Here is a 17,852-nt window from a genome sequence, read left to right on the forward strand (position 1 = left end):
GAGCACTATGATGTACTTCCCGAAATATATAAATCACTCAGCCAAAGCGCTGATAATATGGTTTTTAATGATTCCACCAGCGCTTGCGCAGTTAAAACATGCTGCGCAAATTATTGACCCTACCGAGCTAAAAACCGGGCAGCGATTAACCCTGATTGATGCTGATGCAAAAGTTGTCAAATTAGCAGGAAAATCAGCAATGCGGCTTTTTCTTGGGCACAAGGCCGAGCGGGCAAAAGCAGAGTTCTCCTTTCCGCCAGTCGACTTGTCTCAATCGATCGGTATATCCATTACCCTGAAGAACTTCGGGGCAATTCCAGTTGCCATTGAGGCACAGTGTTCAGATGCTAATAATCATAGACTTACTTTGGCAGATGGCGCCAAATTTTACTATCGGAGCATGATCATACTTGAGCCGGGAGAGACAGATACATTGTTGATTACCTTAAGCCGATCGGCTGACAGTCTGCCTTCATATATTGGTCGGTACTTTAATGGAATGTACGGTCTGCCGGGGGGATACGTACGGCGAAAAGAAAATTTAAACCTAAAAAGAATTACCAATATCAGCATCTTTAAAACCCGTTCCCAACAGGATTGCGATATTGGCATCATAGCTATACGTGCCTCAGGAAATTACAGTCTTCCATCAGCGTTGGTGCTCAGCGACTCTTATTTCCCTTTCTTAGACGAATTTGGGCAGTATCGTTATAACGAGTGGTCTGGGAAGGTCAAATCCGTCAAAAATATATACGATCAGAAATATACCGAATCAGCGGAATTGCTGCAAAAGCCATCACCACACGGGTGGGATAAGTATGGGGGCTGGGGCGATGGTCCCACATTGCATGCCTCGGGACATTTCCGGGTTGAAAAATACCATGGCAAATGGTGGCTTGTAGATCCATTAGGCAAGCTCTTTTGGTCCAATGGAATTAATATTGTCAGTCCTTCGCAGCGGACCCCTACTGTCCAGCGGGAGCATTATTTTGAGCACATCCCCCCAGATGGCGATTTTTTGCGGGCCAATCTCATGCGTAAATATGCTCAACCATGGTCAGATCAGCTTCGTGACACCATTGCTATGGTCGCTCATCAAAGGTTGAGAAGCTGGGGAGTAAATACTCTGGCCGCTAATTCAGATCCCTATCTGTATCATTTTAATAAAACTCCCTATACCATTGAAATTAGATCCGGCATCTCCAATCCGCTCCCTGACAATATTGATCGGCAGGAACTGCGCAGGGTATTTGCTCAAAAACTCAGTCGCCAGGACATTGCCCTTGCCGTCAATGATCCATGGTGTATTGGATTTTTTGTCGACAACGAAATCGGGTGGCCGATAAAAAATGCGGAGAAAGCGGTAAATGATTATTTCAGTACGATACAGCAAGTGCTTGATTCGGTGGCTCCCAATAAGCTTTATCTAGGCTGCCGGACCAATAGTCCAAACTTCAGCCTAATCGCTTTCAAAGCTGCAGCAAAGTATTGCGATGTGATCAGTATCAACCATTACGACTATAATGTTTCAGATTTTAATCAAACCGATGGAATGGATCGGCCGATTATCATCGGGGAATACCATTTCGGTGCGCTCGATAGGGGATTACCCCATCCAGGACTGCGTGCAGTATCCAACCAGACCCAACGCGGTAGAGTATATGCGCACTTTCTTAATCAGGCTATTAAAGATCCCCGGTTTGTCGGCGCACACTGGTTTCAATATAGTGATCAGGTGTATTCTGCCAGAAATGATGGAGAAAATTACCAGATTGGTTTTGTGGATATCTGCGATCGGCCATATCCAGAAATGATAAATGCCGCAAGAGATATATCAGCCATGATGTATAACCGTCGGTTAAAGGAGTATTAATCATAAATATTTTTTGATCTATAGCAGAAAAAATGAAAAGTAATATCAATAGAATAATGCGGGTGATTTTAATACTTGCCCTGTGGTTTCCTTTTACTTCCAGCGCACAGCCGCGTTACAAATATCAGGCGATCCATTCAGGTGTTCCACTCGTTGATGATAAGGGCAACACGTTGAGCGCACACGGCGCCTGTATCATAAAAGAGGGTAGAAGGTATTATCTATTTGGAGAGAAACATTCAGACACCAGCAATGCTTTTGAAGGTTTTAACTGCTATTCTTCTGCTGATCTGATCAGCTGGAAATTCGAGCGTCTGGCACTTCCCAGGCAAACATCAGGAAAACTCGGCCCTAAGCGAATCGGCGAACGCGCTAAAGTCATGAAGAGCCCGGAAACGGGAGAATATGTGATGTTCATGCATGTAGATACTTTGGGTTATACCGATCAGTTTATCGGCTATGCCACATCATCATCCATTACAGGGCCTTACCGGTTTCGGGGTCCGTTGATGTTTAACGGACAGGCGATTCGCAAATGGGATATGGGAACTTTTCAGGACCATGACGGCTCAGGGTATCTGCTGATTCATGGAGGAGAGATATATAAACTCAGTTCGGACTATAAAAGTATTGTTAAAAAGGTCAACGGGAACATGGCGCCGGGATTTGAATCGCCCGCCATGTTAAAAAAGGACAATGTCTATTATTTTTTAGGCTCAGATTTGACCAGCTGGGAACGGAACGACAATTACTATTATACATCAAATAAACTCAGCGGTCCATGGATCAAAAAAGGGTTTTTCTCCCCCCCGGAACCCTAACCTGGAATTCCCAGACCACTTTCGTTTTACCGATCATAAGCACCAAAGATACTACGTTTATGTTCATGGGTGACAGATGGTCCTATCCGAAGCAGGCCAGTGCAGCTACTTATGTCTGGCAACCTTTAAGTTTTTTCGATACAAACCTGTCGATGTCCGAATGGTATGATAGCTGGAGAATAAGCCCTAACGGCAAGTTTGTTCCAGATAATATCATCGGAGACACGATTGTTAATAATGATCATCACCGCATCCGATATAAGGGGGAATGGCAGCTGACTAATGATCGTATTCCATTAAGTACTGCAGCGGTCAAAGGCAACTCCTTTACAGTTAGCTTTGAAGGTAGACAAGCTGCCCTTTATGGCTTATCCAGTCCTTCCGGAGGGTACGTTAACATTGAGCTCATTGATGCAAAAGGGAAAGTACTGCTATCAAATCTCGTGGATAATTATAGTAAGTATCCAAATTCGTCACTTAAATACATCACTCCTTTGCTCAAAAAGGGAAAATACACATTGTCTGCAATGATCACAGGAGAGAAAAGTAATTGGTCAGACAAAAGAAAAAATCTATATGGAAGTACCGGTACATCTTTCTCTTTCGATAAGCTTATCATTAAGCGCTGAAAAAGAAATATTCGGTATTGCTGTTTTTAAAAGACCTGATTTTTCAGTGTAATTAATTTTAAGCACATCAAATATTGGTGGATTAGCGCATACAGAAAATAACAATGAACCATGCTAAAGAAAAAAAATAAAATGATGAAATGCTATAACACACGATCCACATCGATCTTATACAGCGTTGATACGATATCTTTTTTCGTCGCTGAACCTATTCAATGTGAGTTTAAATCATGCATCCAAATTTTAGCTTTGATATTTTTTCTTTTCACATCACAAGTTGCCCTGGCCCAAAAGTTTGAATTTAAGAGTAAGCAAAATGATCTTTCAATCGTGTATGCACCTGATGATCCTAAACTTAACTCCATTAGTGCCAACCTGCTTGCAAATGATATACATGCCGTGTTCGGATATCGGCCAAAGGTTTATGATAACCTGAACAGCGCAAAAGGAAAAGTCATTATAATCGGTACGGCTAATTCCATACTAATTAAGGGATTGAAAACAGAACTTTCATCCCTGCACGGTAAATGGGAATCCTATAAGTTGGAAATTCTCAGCAATCCGGTAAAAGGTATTAATCAGGCGATGGTGATAACAGGAAGTGATGTCAGGGGAACCGCTTACGGAGTATTTTCGATTTCAGAAAAAATTGGAGTGTCGCCATGGTATTGGTGGGCGGATGTCACTCCGGTAAGAAAAAAAAAGCTGCTCATGGATGTCCCGTCTCTCACTTCAGCAGAACCGACAGTAAAATATCGAGGGATTTTTATAAATGATGAAGATTGGGGATTACAACCCTGGGCGGCCAAAACATTTGAACCTGAAACCGGCGACATCGGTCCAAAAACTTATCAAAAGGTTTTTGAGCTCCTCCTTCGTCTCAAAGCAAATCTGATCTGGCCGGCGATGCATCCCAGTACAAAGGCTTTTTACACCTATCCTGGCAATATTGCCATGGCCAGGGACTTTCAAATCATTGTAGGCTCCTCACATGCCGAACCAATGTTGAGAAACAATGTCGGCGAGTGGGATGAAAAAACGATGGGGCATTTCAATTACCTGTCCAACAGGCAAAAAGTGTACGAATATTGGGAGAGCAGGATCAAACAGAGTAAATCCAACAATGTCATCTATACCATGGGCATGAGGGGCATTCACGACGGCGCTATGGAGGGCGTGGAAAGCCCAGAGCAGGCCGTTCCCGTGCTGGAGAATATTTTTAAAGACCAACGGACGCTGTTGTCCAGACATGTGAATCCTGATGCTGATCAGGTACCGCAGGTATTGACGATTTATAAAGAAGTGTTGGACAATTACGAGGCCGGGCTGAAAGTGCCTGAAGATATCACACTGGTGTGGCCGGATGATAATTATGGATATATTCAAAGACTCAGCAATGAAGATGAACAAAAACGCAAAGGAGGGTCGGGCGTTTACTATCATGCATCTTACTGGGGTCGTCCGCATGATTACCTTTGGTTATCCAGCACGCATCCTGGATTGATCAGAGAAGAAATGACTAAAGCTTACCTCTTAGGCGCACGTAACTTATGGGTGATCAATATCGGGGATATCAAACCAGCGGAATATGACCTGCAGTTATTTACTGACATGGCCTACGATATCACGCCCTTTATAAAAGCTAATGATGTAAGGGTGCACCAGCAAAAGTGGCTTGGTCAGATATTTGGAGCTGAACTGGCTCCACAGCTGAATGAATTGATGTGGAAATATTATCAACTTGCATTTGAGCGCAGGCCGGAATTTATGGGCTGGAGTCAGACGGAGCCCACCACCCCAACCAAACAGAGCGGTTATAACCTCACCGCCTTTGGAGATCAGGGGCAGCAAAGAGTTGATGCTTATCTATCGCTGGAGGCGCAGGCCAGGAAATTAAGTGAACATGTACCTTCAAATCGCAAGGATGCCTGGTATGAACTCATTGAATATCCACTTACTGGCGCATCCCTGATCAACCAAAAGTTTTTGTATGCTGATAAGGCAAATTTATACGCCAGGCAGGGTAGAAAAATCACTGGTTATTTCGAAAACCTATCGCGAGGCGCCTATGAGCGGATACTAAAACTCACTGAAAAATATAACGATACCCTGGCAAATGGAAAATGGAGGCATATGATGTCTATGAACCCCAGAAACCTTCCAGCATATGACCTTCCCAAATTTAGGCCAATCGCCCAACAGCCTGGATTATGGGGCGTTTTACCCGAAGGGGCAACTGAGGTAAAACACAAGTCCATGCTTCCCCGCTTCGACCGAAAGAATAAGCAAAAATATTTTATAGACATATTTCTGTTGCAGTCACCCTCCGCTAAAATCAGCATCACTCCCTCTGCGGACTGGATTATTCCGGAGCATAAAAAAGTCGAACTGTACGGCAAGGGGCAATTTAGTCAACAAAGGTTGTGGGTAAGTGTTGACTTTTCAAAGGTTCCCAAGCTTTCCACTGAAGGTATTATAGAAATAAGTGACGGTGCTGTGAAATATCTGATCAATGTGACATTAAGTTATGGTCAGGATATATCAAAATTAAACAAACGCCTGATTTTCGCAAACAATCATCATGTTAGCCTACCTGCTGCAGCCTATGCTCGCATTTCTGCGGGGGAAAATGGAACATGGTCACTACTTAATGATTTGGGGTCTACCGGTTCATCTCTGCAGGCGCTGCCACTTGAACCTTTCCCGCAGAAGGCCACTGAGGATGGTGATGATTTTAATAGCGCTGCATTCATTGAGTATGAATTCCAGACATTTCAGGATACCTCTGCGGTTGTATCTGTTTTTACGTTGCCTACCCATCCCATAAACAAAGCCTTGGGCATGCGCTATGGCTTAAGTATAGATAATGGGCGAACTCAGATTATGAATTTTGAAACGGTAGGAAGGAGCGAGGAATGGAAAGAAAATGTACTGTCCAATTCTGCCATTAGACAATCACCAAAGATCTGGATGAAAGCGGGAAAACATACCTTAAAAATTTACAAAATTGACCCAGGCGTAATTCTAGACAGAATTTTCGTTGATCTGGGTTCGCCTGGACTTTACGGCGTGCCCAATCAGCGGCATTGATTTTTAGCTCATGATATTAGCGCCAACTTTCTTATTTCCTAGCCTGACCGCATGCGCCAGTAATATTAAAAAACCTTTTCAAACCATGATAAGCAATAAAAGAACTCAATACATCCTGATTTTTTTCCTCTCTGTAATGGTATTGCCTGAGTCATTTGCTCAGGACAACAGGCCTAATCCAGCTCGAGTTGCCGTTGACTTTTCCAGACCAGTAGGGCAGATGAGTCCTGTCTGGTCATGGTTTGGTTACGATGAGCCAAATTATACTTACATGAAGGATGGAAAGAAACTGCTCTCAGAACTTTCCATACTAAGTGATGTGCCGGTATATGTTCGTACACATAATCTTTTGACCACCGGTAACGGACAACCTGCGCTAAAATGGGGATCCACGAATGCATATACAGAGGATGCCAAAGGGAATCCTGTCTACAACTGGGCAATCATTGACCGGATCTTTGACAGTTATGTGCAAAGAGGGATGAAACCCCTTGTCCAGATTGGTTTTATGCCGGAGGCGATGTCCACCAAGCCAACGCCCTATCAGCACGATTGGAAGCCTGGTGATCCTTTTCGTAAGCTCATCACAGGATGGGCTTACCCACCCAAAGATTATCATAAATGGGCTGAACTAATTTTTCAGTGGGTAAATCACAGCGTTGTCCGATATGGTAAAAAGGAAGTGGAAAGCTGGTATTGGCAGCTTTGGAATGAACCCTCGGGATATTGGCGCGGAACGATGGAAGAATATTTTAAGCTTTATGATTATACTGCCGATGCAGTAAAACGCGCTTTGCCCACTGCAAAAATAGGTGGATTGAATATTGCCCAGACGCGCAAAGAAGGTTCCCGAAAATGGATGAAGGCCTTTCTGGAGCATTGTCAAAACGGTGCTAACCATGCAACAGGAGAAAAAGGAGCACCCTTGGATTTATTTCTTTTTCACGCAAAAGGAGAACCCAGGTTGAAAAATGGGGTGGTTGAAATGGATATGTCTACACAACTTCAGGACATATCCAGTGGATTTGAAATGCTTTCCTCATTTCCTGAATTTAAAAATATACCTATTGTTATTGGAGAGAGTGATCCGGAAGGATGTGCGGCATGTGGAATTGCAACTGATCCGCAGAATGCTTATCGAAACGGAACCATGTTCAGTAGTTATACCGCGGCATCTTTTGCCAGGAAATATCTGCTTGCAGATCAATACGGCATTAATTTCTTAGGGGCAGTGAGCTGGTCATTCGAGTTTGAAGACCAGCCCTGGTTTGCAGGGCTTCGAGACCTGTCAACCAACGGAGTGGATAAACCTGTGCTAAATGTTTTTCGCATGTTTGGCAAAATGTCCGGTCAACGTGTTTGGGTGGATGCAAGTCGAATGAGATCGCTGAGCATTGTCGTGGACAGCAGTGTTCGCACAGGAACCACAGAAATTGGAGCCTTAGCTTCAAAAGATGATAAATCAGCCGGCATCTTGCTTTGGAACTATCATGACTTGGATATTCCCGGAGCGGCGGAGAAAGTTAAAGTTTACCTCAAGGGAATTGAGGTAAAAAGAATGACCGTAACTTCATACCTGATCGATAGTAAACACAGTAATTCCTATGCACTATGGAAAAAAATGGGTTCCCCACAGAATCCCAGTACCGCACAGATCAGGGCACTTCAAAAATCAGGTCAACTCGCCCAGTCAGCAGCACCGAAAGCGATGAATGTCGGGAATGGACAACTGGAGATCGAAATCAATTTGGAAAGGCAGGCAGTAGCATTGCTTCATTTTAAGTGGTGACCATTATCTTTATTTTTTATATTCACTTGCCTCCGATAGCTGAGGCGTTTTTCCGAAAAATTCCATGAAAATTATTTTTACAATTGCCATCGCAATCTTACTCTCCCGGAATTGTGCAGCCCAACAGGAACAGTTTCGGACAGACTCTGCTCTGTTCGAGCTTTTTTACACTTCCAGGGCGAAAGGAGTAAAATTGAATAACATTGATATCGATACGGTCAATTCAGTCATCACCATCCCGGTTCATCCGGATCTTAACCTTGATAAATTTGACTTTAAAATCACTCCAACTGCGAAGGTTAGCTTTTCGCGTGGAAAAGGAAGCTTTAATACTGGACCCGTTTTATACAGGATGTCAATCCAGGGCAAAGGCGAAAAAGAATGGAAGGTTTTTATCAAAAAGTGGGGAAACCCTGTGCTCTCAGGTCTATTCGCTGATCCGGACATCATCTATTCACAAAAGACAAAAAGATATCATATTTATCCCACCAGTGATGGTTTCACCAATTGGTCTGGAACTTATTTTAAATCCTTCTCTTCCCCTGACCTGGCCAATTGGAGGGATGATGGGGAGGTCTTGAATTTGAAGGATGTCAGCTGGGCAAAAGGTAACGCCTGGGCGCCTGCTATTATCGAACGAAAAATTTCAGGTAAATACCGCTATTTCTATTATTATTGCGCCGATAAGAAAATTGGGGTTGCAGTAGGAGACCATCCCATGGGCCCTTTCAAAGATACCGGTAAAGCATTATTGGATACCAGACCAGAAGGATTTTTAAAAAAAGGTCAAACCATTGACCCTGATGTTTTTGAGGATCCCAAAACGGGTAAATTTTATCTGTTCTGGGGAAATGGCTTCATGGCTGGTGCAGAACTCAATGACGACATGATCTCAATTAAAAAAGAGACGATAAAGGAACTCACACCAAAATCCTATACTGAGGGCACACATGTTTTTTATCGGGACGGGCGCTACTATTTCCTTTGGTCCGAGAACGACACCAGGGATCCAAATTATAGAGTAAGATATGGCGTTTCCACTTCACCGCTTTCGGGCATCATATCGCCGAAAGATAATATTATCTTGAGTAGGATCGATGAGCACGGGATATATGCGACTGGCCATAATTCAACTATCAAAGTGAAAGGGAAAAATGAGTGGTACATGATCTATCACAGGTTCAGTTTCCCCCATGGAATCCATATGGGCAGAGAGGCTGGTTATAATCGCGAAGTCTGTATTGACAGAATGGAATTTGAGGACGATGGAGCCATCAAAATCATTACGCCGACCCATCAAGGAATCAAACCGGTTAGCAGTAAATCTAAAAAATGATGAAATAAGGAAGAGTATAACTTAGATTGGCTTAACTGTAACCGCTATGGAACCAATAAACTATTGATCATCCGAGGATTTAAACTCTCTCTATATTGACTTGAGCCATGTCGCAGTAAATAGCTGGCTTACTTGATCCTTTCGTTTTTAGAGATCATTCATATAGTCTGTGATACTTTTCAATATTTTACTAACTATCAGCTGAAGGGTACGTAAACCAAGAAAGCATCAAATTGAACAATAGTTCAGTTTGGTGCTTTAATATCTACTTTAACTTTATGCCGACAGAAGCGCTTCAGCACTTTTTATCTCTGCATAGATGAATGCTAGTGCAGCTAAAAATGCATGATGCACATCATCCGCTTTCACTGTTTTTCCATTAATTTCCAAGTCCCTCGAAGCACAGGCATCACTGATGACAGTACATTTATAACCAAAGTCAAATGCAGCACGTGTTGTCGCATCTACACACATGTGCGTCATCATTCCGGTAATGATCACTTCTGATACTTCGTTTTCTTTTAAATAGTCTAAAAGACCTGTATCTCTAAAACTGTTTGGATAAAACTTTTGAAAAACATTTTCTCCATCAAGTGGTTTCACATTTTCGTGGATTTTTATCCCTTTTGTTCCCTCCACAAAGACCGGCATGGCTTCTGGGTTAGCCGAAACATGTTGTATGTGGGCAATTGGTAAATTATTCGCTCTAAAATGTGCTAATATTTTACCAGCGTTCAAACTTGCTGCCAAGGGATTTACCAATTCAAGGGCGCCATTTTCAAAATAATCATTCTGAATGTCTATAATTATTAATGCTTTTTTGCTCATAGCTTTTATATTTTACTTGTTTCAAACATTGATGAGACAAAGCTAAGTAAGTGTTATACGAGGCCTAATACCAAAACACTATGAATTGCTACCATTTTGATATTCATTTAAAAATTCAGTTGTGGTAATGCCAGTTTGGTTTTTGAAAAAGCGCATTAAATGGTTAGGTTCAGAAAAGTTAAGCTCAAAAGCAATTTCACCAACTGTAAGTTTAGAATGTATCAGATAACCCTTAATGGACACAAGCAAACGTTGTTTTATTAATTGAGATGCTGTAACATTAAATTGCGCTTTGACAGATTTATTCAAGGCAATGCGGTTTATGTTCAGTAGTTCGGCATACTCAGTAATTCGTTGTTTTTCTTTAATGTGAGTCTCTATCAATTGCTTGAATAGAAAAGCTTCGTTATTTTTATTTTTTTCGATTGCCAGATGATGTTTTTCAGCATATTCACGGTTAAGTTTTTGGAGCAGATAATAAATCAGTGATCGGATGATGTGAACACTGTCGGCTTTAGTTTTGACCAGTTCCAATTTAACTTCAGCAAGAAGAGAATAATACCTCTCAATGAGCGCATCATCAACCTTTAGATTTAATGGATATTCTAATTGATAAAAGTATAAAAGGCGATAGGTAAATAATTTGTCAGAAAAAAAATCATTCAAAAAATCTTCCTGAAAAACCAAAACTGTAAACTCCAGATCATCAGGATTCAGGCTCCACTGTCGTTTTTGGAAAGGTGAAATGAATATAATACAGTTGTCGGTAATGTTTATTTTATCGTGATTCAACATCAGATGACCGACGCCCTTTTTAAAAAAAACGATTTCCAGATAATCGGTATCATAAATTTCCTTGTTAAGATAGCTCTCTTTGATTTCAACAGATGGCAAGATGTTAATCAGAAAATCTACCCCGCATTCTGTTTTATGAAATTTCTGGGTTCTCATGTTTTTAACATTTATTATTCTAGTTTTTTAAATGAGGTATTAAACTAAATTCTCCAGTCCAAACGCAGCCAGCTGATCCACAATAGGCAAAGTTTTCAATCCCAATTCAGTTAAAGTGTATTCTACTTTAGGAGGAATTTCTGGATAAACTTTTTTACTGACTAATTTATTTTCTATCAGCATGTTCAATTCCTGTATCAGCATTTTTTCACTGATTCCGGTAACAGCCCTTTTCAGCTCACCATATCGAACTACATTTCCATTGATCTGGAACAATATCATCAATGTCCATTTTCCACTAAGCAGTGACAGCGACGCCCTTACAGGGCACCTGTCGTCGCAGGGCGGATTTATTTGTATATTTTTTTTCATTGATTATCAATAATTCTAACTTTTTGGTTAGTACCCAACTGATAGGTAAGTACTTGTACAAAAGTACGTACTAATGTATTTTTGTGCAAGTGTTACTGGAAAAAATAAATATAAAATGAAAATATTAGTATTCGGAGCCACAGGCTCACAACAATTTAACGTAATAGGCGAAGCAAAGAAAAAAGGTGCCGAAGTGGTTGCTGCCACAAGCTCAGAAAAAAGTTTTGATAAATTATCTCACGCAGGAGCAATACCGGTTTTAGCAAATTTAGCGGATGCGGACAAAATCAATGAGATTACTAAAGGCATCGATGCAATTGCCTTCATGATTCCTGTTTCGCTGCCGAATCCTTTTGACGGTTTACAATATGCTAAAAATGTAATCGATGCTGCTAAAGCAAATGGAGTAAATAAAATCGTTTGGAATACCAGCGGCTGGTTGGAATCTCAAAAAGTTGGTTCGCCAGTTGATGATATAAAATTGGATGTTCAGGATTATTTGAAAGCTAGCGGAGTTGATTACGTGATTCTCGAACCAACTATCTATATGGAAAATATGATGGGGCCATTTTGCGCACCTTTTATTAGTAATGATAAAAAACTAGCATATCCCACACCAGAGGCCATGCCCATTGGATGGATTGCATCCAGAGATGTCAGTGCCTTTGTAGTTGAAGCTATTTACAATGAAAACTTAAAAGCAGATAATTTCAAAATAAGTGGTTTGGAGAATCTAAAAGGAAATCAATTAGCGGCGGCATTTTCCAATGGTGTCGGTGAAGAAATTGTTTATTATCCGCAAAAACCTCAGGAATTCGGTAATATACTAAAACCTATGGTAGGAGAGGCAGGAGCAAACAGCGTTGCAGCTTATTATGAAAATCTTCAAAATGCAACAGAATACCCTTCCAAATTTAACCCCGACATGAACGAAGTTTTGGAAAAACTTCCTGTTGAAATGACTTCCTTGTCTCAATGGGCGAGCGAGAACAAAGGTTATTTCATTAAATAGATTCAATTATATGGAAGCCAAAGAAGTTGTAGCTGCATATTTTGAAGCATTGGCTAAAGGTGAAATGGAAAAGGCATTTTCAAATTTTTCCCCAGAAACCAAATGGTATCAGCCAGGAAATAATAAATTTTCTGGTTTAAAAAATAATTTAGCTGAGATTTTCCAAATGTTTGATGGCATTATAACGGATACATCAGGAAAGATGCTTGTGAAACCTACAGGGGCAATGCTGGAAAGTGGGGATATGGTATCAGTTCCCGTTTGGTTTACTGCCAAAAAAGACTCAAATGTGATGGATTTGGGTGGGATGGATTTATTTCAAGTCAAGGCAGGTAAAATCGTTCATGTTTGGACATTTTCAGATGACCAGACGGTGGACGATGAGTTTTTTGGAAGATAAGCATACTAATAGCTTTCGGTAATGTATATTCGAGAATCACAATTCAAACAGTCAGCGATAGTATAAAAGTTTAATAGCATTCAGACGGATTGAATTTCGTTCTTCAGTCCGTCTGATATCTGACACAAAATCCTTGTGGAACAGCATAATCCAGAATGCAATTTTAATAGGCAAACCAGATCTCATCATTTTAGATATCTTACTCGAAGATGAGGACGGAAGAAAAATTTGTGATGAAATTAAAAATGGCTTTGACACTGCACATATTCCAATCATTTTGATCACCGGCTTATCTCATAAAGAAATTAGCGAATTCGAATGTAGTGCAAATGCGATTATCGGGAAGCCTTACAATGGAAATACATTACTCCAAACCGTTGCAGATTTGATAGTGTAAAGTATAAGTCTTTTTTAAAAGTTGCATAGCGTAAAAAAAAATACGTTTTCATCAATAAATATTAAGATCTGCTAGCACTTTATTAAATATACCTTACATCCTTTCGCAGGAGAAAGAAATAAGAAGAAAGCGATGGCTAACATCAAGCCTCCAAAATGAACTGACATCAAACCTTAAGCGTCTTGGTATTTATACCACCAACTTCCACTGAAAAAATTCAAAACATATCATCTAATGCATCTCATAAAAATAAGCCCAGTAAGCATCGGAATGAGTTTAAGTTTCCTAAGAGAGCTAAAGAACTCAACTTTGTTACTGTCATTCTGACATTTAATCATAGCCATCTTAAACGATTTAAGCATTTTTTATAGATGTTGATAATTATCAATAAAAAGAAGTATTTAGGCTATTCGGGCTTATTATAAAAGTACATCCTACCTCTTTGCGGAATGTTTTATTTGTGAATGTGGAAAATTCGTAGAATAAATACTACGTTTTATTATTTTTTTGGCACGATGGATGAGTGATTAAGCATGGCAAATAAAAAAGCCTGTCAGACCTCGGAAATCTAACAGGCAGCTTTTGTTTCGCAGTTGAGATATGGGTCTCGCAGTGCAATGTTTACTTCTTGTTATTAAACCGCGCAAAGATATAAAAGTTTAGGACTAAACAAATATCTGTCGTGGAGCCATCTGGCACGAGCATATTGCAACGCATTTCCATATCTATCTACTGTTTTTACCCAAATGCCACGGGTTGACCTCCACTGCCGTGTTGGCAGTGGAAACTAAATGTATTATTTTATGAAAAAGCAAAATGCGGTTTGGACAGCACCTAAAATGTCTCAGCAGGCTATCGCGAATCTGAAAAAGGAGGTCGCTTATGGCTATTGATTACAAACAATTGGCAGCTCAGGTCAGGGCGAGGCAAAACCCTGACAATGTTTCGCTATCCCAAAATTTCGCCACAGAACTTGCAGGCGTAGCCTACAGCGATGTATTGACATACCTCAAACTGGCCATGAATGCCGTCGAACCGGCCTATACCGCAAAAAGCCGGGAAGCTGGAGAACGTGTAAAGGATCACCTGATTGCAGGTGGATTGAAAAATGTGGCGTTTGAATATCAGGGATCCGTCATGACCGATACCCACATTAAGGGTCATAGTGATATCGACCTGCTGGCTATTTCTGAAAAATTCTACCACATTGATGCAGTTGAAGTAAATGCCATTTTGAATGATGTTACGCGTAAAAGCCATTATTATCCTTCGCAAGTTAACAGCCTGACAGCGGAGTATAACCATCCTCGATATCCTGGGGATACAACAGCGGAGCTGCATCTGCTGAGGAGCGAAAGTGAAAGGATTTTACACCAAGTGTATGATGTTTGCGAGATAAAAAAGCCTAAGTCGGTAAAAATTTATAATGGCAACCTGCGTAGAGAAGTCGACATTGTGATTGCCAGCTGGTATGATGATACCCGCTCAATCATTAGCGGAAAGGGCTACCATCGTGGGATCAAAATTTACAACAAAGAGACCCGGACCACCGGAACAGCAGATTACCCATTCCTAAGCATTACCCGTATCAATGAAAGAAGTGCGCTGACAGCAGGGCGCCTGAAAAAGATGATTAGGTTTCTGAAAAACGTAAAAGCCAAGTCGCCCTTGAATATTGAGTTGAACAGTTTTGAGTTCAATGCCATCTGCTACGATATCAGTGTGGCGAAATATAAGGATTTGCCATATTACGGTTTGGTTTACGTGCTTTTGCAGCAGTTGGTTTCCCTGGCTACCAGTACTGCGTTAGCTGAACAGCTAAGATCTGTTGATGGTAGTGAATGGGTTTTCCGAGATAAACCTGATCGTTTACAAAGCCTTCGCAACCTAGTGAGTGAACTTCAGGCTGTTTATGATGACCTTAAACACGTAATCTGATATGCTAAAACGACTTTTTATCGGTTCATCAGCGGAGCAGATTCCGCTGATGAAAGAAGTGGTGGGGTTGATTGGTGATGCAGCGATATGCGTTCCCTGGACAAATGCCTTTGCACTTAATAAAAGCGCTTTGGACAGTCTGATCAAGCAAACCCGGCTATCGGATTATGCGATATTGATCGCGACCAAGGATGATTTGACCCGAAAAAGAGATGCAGATGTATCCACCCCGCGTGACAATGTGGTGCTGGAGTACGGGCTATTTTTAGGTGCGACCAGTCCAGAACGTAGTTATCTGCTGGCCGAGGAAGATGCAGAACTGCCCTCGGACCTTCATGGCATCAATGTTTCTAAGTTCAGCCGTGAGGCAGGAAAGTATAATTCCTTGAGCAAAGTGGTCGCGGAAATCAAAAAAGAAGTCGGGCGTACCATGGAGGTCAGCGAACTCGGACTTTTGCCATCTACAGCATTAGCCATTGGATATTTTAACGGCTTTTTAAAAAAGGTTTGCACAGATTTAAATAAAAATCGTTGCATTGCTATTGAAGGAAAGAAAGTTAGGATTAAGGATTTTCGCTTTCAAGTTGTGATACCAGATGATCTCGATGATGATGGTGTGGACAGTTTTATAGAACTCTACAATGAACACCATACCCTGCTTAAGGCAAGCACATATGTCGAAGTTTCTGGCAATCAGGCAAAAGGAAGGGGATATCCCTTCAGTTTCAAAGTAGAGGCTGACGGGGATGAACTAGAAAATCAGGTCGTTCACATTTCAGATGTACCTAACACCATCGGAACTATCGTGGATGCCCTCAAGCTTTATTTGCCCTCTAAAGCAGTAGGGGCTGATGAGGACCGTGAATTTCTGGAAAAACGTGAGCTGGCTAATTTTGCCAAAGTACTAAAACACCTTATTAGTAAAAATTCATACACCAGGAATAAAGTAACCGTGAATACAAATGTTGTGATCGATTAAGTTTGCAAAAAAAAGACACTGTCGGGATCAATGAACCTGGCAGTGTTTTTGACTAGCTTTTGTTAATTCGAAGTAATGTAAACTTGCTTACAGAATCATATCATCGCCATTCGACTTAATTGTTATGATTATTTTGCACCCACACCTCTAGGAGTTGTGAACAATTTTTAATGGTTTATCGATCCGGAAATCCACCTCAATGTACACTGCCGCTGTGCTGTTCAGACAAAAAATCCGGTCAGCCAGGCTTTGGACAATGTGAAATGGTACGTTGGCTAATTAATGTTGATGCCACTTCTAGGCACCAAATCGATTGGGTGCTTATAGTCTGAGCGGACAACTTTAAGCTGCTAAGCAATATTTAATCTGTTCCAGGAATAATTTAGGAGGTAATATGGATTGAGTAACGTAGTTCTATTGTTTTTTTCAATTAAGTTCTGCCGATAATGCCTCAAATTCTTTATGCAAATATTTTAATAATATGGGTTCGGCGAATCGAAAAAGTTGTATGTGCAACGCATGTTGAATCGCAAGAAATACAGACTGTAAATGCAAATATTGACTATCAATTAAGAAATTCAGAGCGCTCATTAATAGATATTTAGGGCATTGCATTTATTTATTTTGAGATTGACTAAAGTAAAAAGCAATTATCATTCAAAGCTTTAAATGCAGACGAAATGTTCTCATCTATCTTTTATTAAAAAGTTTGTGAATTTGACCAAACTACCTATAGGATTGAATGATGGTTTATACTGTAAATAGCCAGCTTGTACTAAATCTGATAAACATTTATGGTATGTTGCTATAGATTTGATTCTAGAATACCGCATGAGTTTTTTCCTGCTAACGTGAAATTCTGCATAAGGATCCTCATTACTGTGGTAAAATATCGCATTGAAAAGTGAAATATGAGTTGGGAAAAGCCGGCTGTCTACAGCTGCTTTTTTTAAGAAATTGTCTAATGGAAATGAAAGTTTCATGATATCAATTTTACTGTAGACAACTATTTAAGATTAGTTTCCAAAAGGTTCATGATATCTTGACGTCTATAATAAAGGGTTTTACCTATTGTACTGTAACCTATAGTTCCATTTATCCGAAGATTTTGTAAAGTCCCCTGTGAGATATTTAAAAGTTCTCTAACCTCAACACTTCTAAGCCATTCAGATTTTTCACTTGAGTGGCTGATACCTTTGAGTATTTCTTTTATTTCTGTAATAAGATTTTCCTTAAATAACTCTAAATCTTCTGTTGTGATTAAATCTAGCTTCATCATCTTGAATTTATATTTGCAACTATTTATTTAATGCAAGTTGGTGTATAAGATTGATGCTTCTTAGGTATCCGGACCGTAATACCTATTGATTTATTTTACGATGTTATAGATTGTAGGTTCACAAATGTTAACAATCAGTTTAGGTTGGATTATACTTT

Annotated in this window: 15 protein-coding genes; 11 read left to right on the plus strand and 4 right to left on the minus strand. The window is 40.5% G+C overall.

Annotated elements, in window-relative coordinates:
- Positions 1–7 precede the first annotated feature (7 nt).
- From ACZZZC_RS09675 to ACZZZC_RS09700, 6 genes are all read left to right on the plus strand, one after another.
- Entirely contained in the window at positions 8–1,873 is a 1,866-nt protein-coding gene (locus ACZZZC_RS09675) for a hypothetical protein (RefSeq protein ID WP_463487080.1), read from the plus strand.
- A gap of 32 nt (positions 1,874–1,905) precedes the next feature.
- Positions 1,906–2,694: a family 43 glycosylhydrolase gene (locus tag ACZZZC_RS09680; RefSeq protein WP_463487081.1), complete on the plus strand. Its 789-nt coding sequence runs from the start codon at positions 1,906–1,908 to the stop codon at positions 2,692–2,694.
- 65 nt (positions 2,695–2,759) lie between these two features.
- Entirely contained in the window at positions 2,760–3,323 is a 564-nt protein-coding gene (locus ACZZZC_RS09685; protein WP_463487082.1) for a hypothetical protein, read from the plus strand.
- A gap of 111 nt (positions 3,324–3,434) precedes the next feature.
- The gene (locus tag ACZZZC_RS09690; RefSeq protein ID WP_463487083.1) at positions 3,435–6,413 is read left to right on the plus strand and encodes a glycosyl hydrolase 115 family protein; all 2,979 of its coding nucleotides are present in this window, start codon (positions 3,435–3,437) and stop codon (positions 6,411–6,413) included.
- 10 nt (positions 6,414–6,423) lie between these two features.
- Positions 6,424–8,202, plus strand: coding sequence for a GH39 family glycosyl hydrolase (locus tag ACZZZC_RS09695; RefSeq protein ID WP_463487084.1), 1,779 nt, complete (start codon positions 6,424–6,426; stop codon positions 8,200–8,202).
- A gap of 64 nt (positions 8,203–8,266) precedes the next feature.
- Complete coding sequence (locus ACZZZC_RS09700; protein ID WP_463487085.1) at positions 8,267–9,538, plus strand: family 43 glycosylhydrolase; 1,272 nt, start codon at positions 8,267–8,269, stop codon at positions 9,536–9,538.
- 276 nt (positions 9,539–9,814) lie between these two features.
- Here the strand turns inward: ACZZZC_RS09700 and ACZZZC_RS09705 are convergent, their stop codons facing one another.
- From ACZZZC_RS09705 to ACZZZC_RS09715, 3 genes are all read right to left on the minus strand, one after another.
- Positions 9,815–10,366, minus strand: coding sequence for a cysteine hydrolase family protein (locus tag ACZZZC_RS09705; RefSeq protein WP_463487086.1), 552 nt, complete (start codon positions 10,364–10,366; stop codon positions 9,815–9,817).
- 78 nt (positions 10,367–10,444) lie between these two features.
- Positions 10,445–11,317: a helix-turn-helix domain-containing protein gene (locus ACZZZC_RS09710; RefSeq protein WP_463487087.1), complete on the minus strand. Its 873-nt coding sequence runs from the start codon at positions 11,315–11,317 to the stop codon at positions 10,445–10,447.
- Positions 11,318–11,356: 39 nt separating this feature from the next.
- A complete protein-coding gene (locus ACZZZC_RS09715; protein WP_463487088.1) occupies positions 11,357–11,689 on the minus strand; it encodes a winged helix-turn-helix transcriptional regulator in 333 nt (110 codons plus the stop codon).
- Positions 11,690–11,804: 115 nt separating this feature from the next.
- Between ACZZZC_RS09715 and ACZZZC_RS09720 the strand changes: the two genes are divergently transcribed.
- The 5 genes from ACZZZC_RS09720 (at position 11,805) to ACZZZC_RS09740 (ending at position 16,415) form a co-directional block, all read left to right on the plus strand.
- Complete coding sequence (locus ACZZZC_RS09720) at positions 11,805–12,701, plus strand: SDR family oxidoreductase (protein WP_463487089.1); 897 nt, start codon at positions 11,805–11,807, stop codon at positions 12,699–12,701.
- A gap of 10 nt (positions 12,702–12,711) precedes the next feature.
- On the plus strand, positions 12,712–13,101 hold the full coding sequence (locus ACZZZC_RS09725; RefSeq protein WP_463487090.1) for a nuclear transport factor 2 family protein: 390 nt from the start codon (positions 12,712–12,714) through the stop codon (positions 13,099–13,101).
- A gap of 115 nt (positions 13,102–13,216) precedes the next feature.
- Entirely contained in the window at positions 13,217–13,498 is a 282-nt protein-coding gene (locus tag ACZZZC_RS09730) for a response regulator (RefSeq protein WP_463488233.1), read from the plus strand.
- Between the two features lie 882 nt (positions 13,499–14,380).
- Positions 14,381–15,436, plus strand: coding sequence for a nucleotidyltransferase family protein (locus ACZZZC_RS09735; protein WP_463487091.1), 1,056 nt, complete (start codon positions 14,381–14,383; stop codon positions 15,434–15,436).
- Between the two features lies 1 nt (position 15,437).
- Positions 15,438–16,415, plus strand: coding sequence for an STING domain-containing protein (locus ACZZZC_RS09740; protein ID WP_463487092.1), 978 nt, complete (start codon positions 15,438–15,440; stop codon positions 16,413–16,415).
- A gap of 1,006 nt (positions 16,416–17,421) precedes the next feature.
- Here ACZZZC_RS09740 and ACZZZC_RS09745 read toward each other — a convergent pair.
- Entirely contained in the window at positions 17,422–17,694 is a 273-nt protein-coding gene (locus tag ACZZZC_RS09745; protein ID WP_463487093.1) for a helix-turn-helix domain-containing protein, read from the minus strand.
- Between the last annotated feature and the right edge of the window lie 158 nt (positions 17,695–17,852).

The sequence above is a fragment of the Pedobacter sp. AC212 genome, assembly GCF_979258625.1.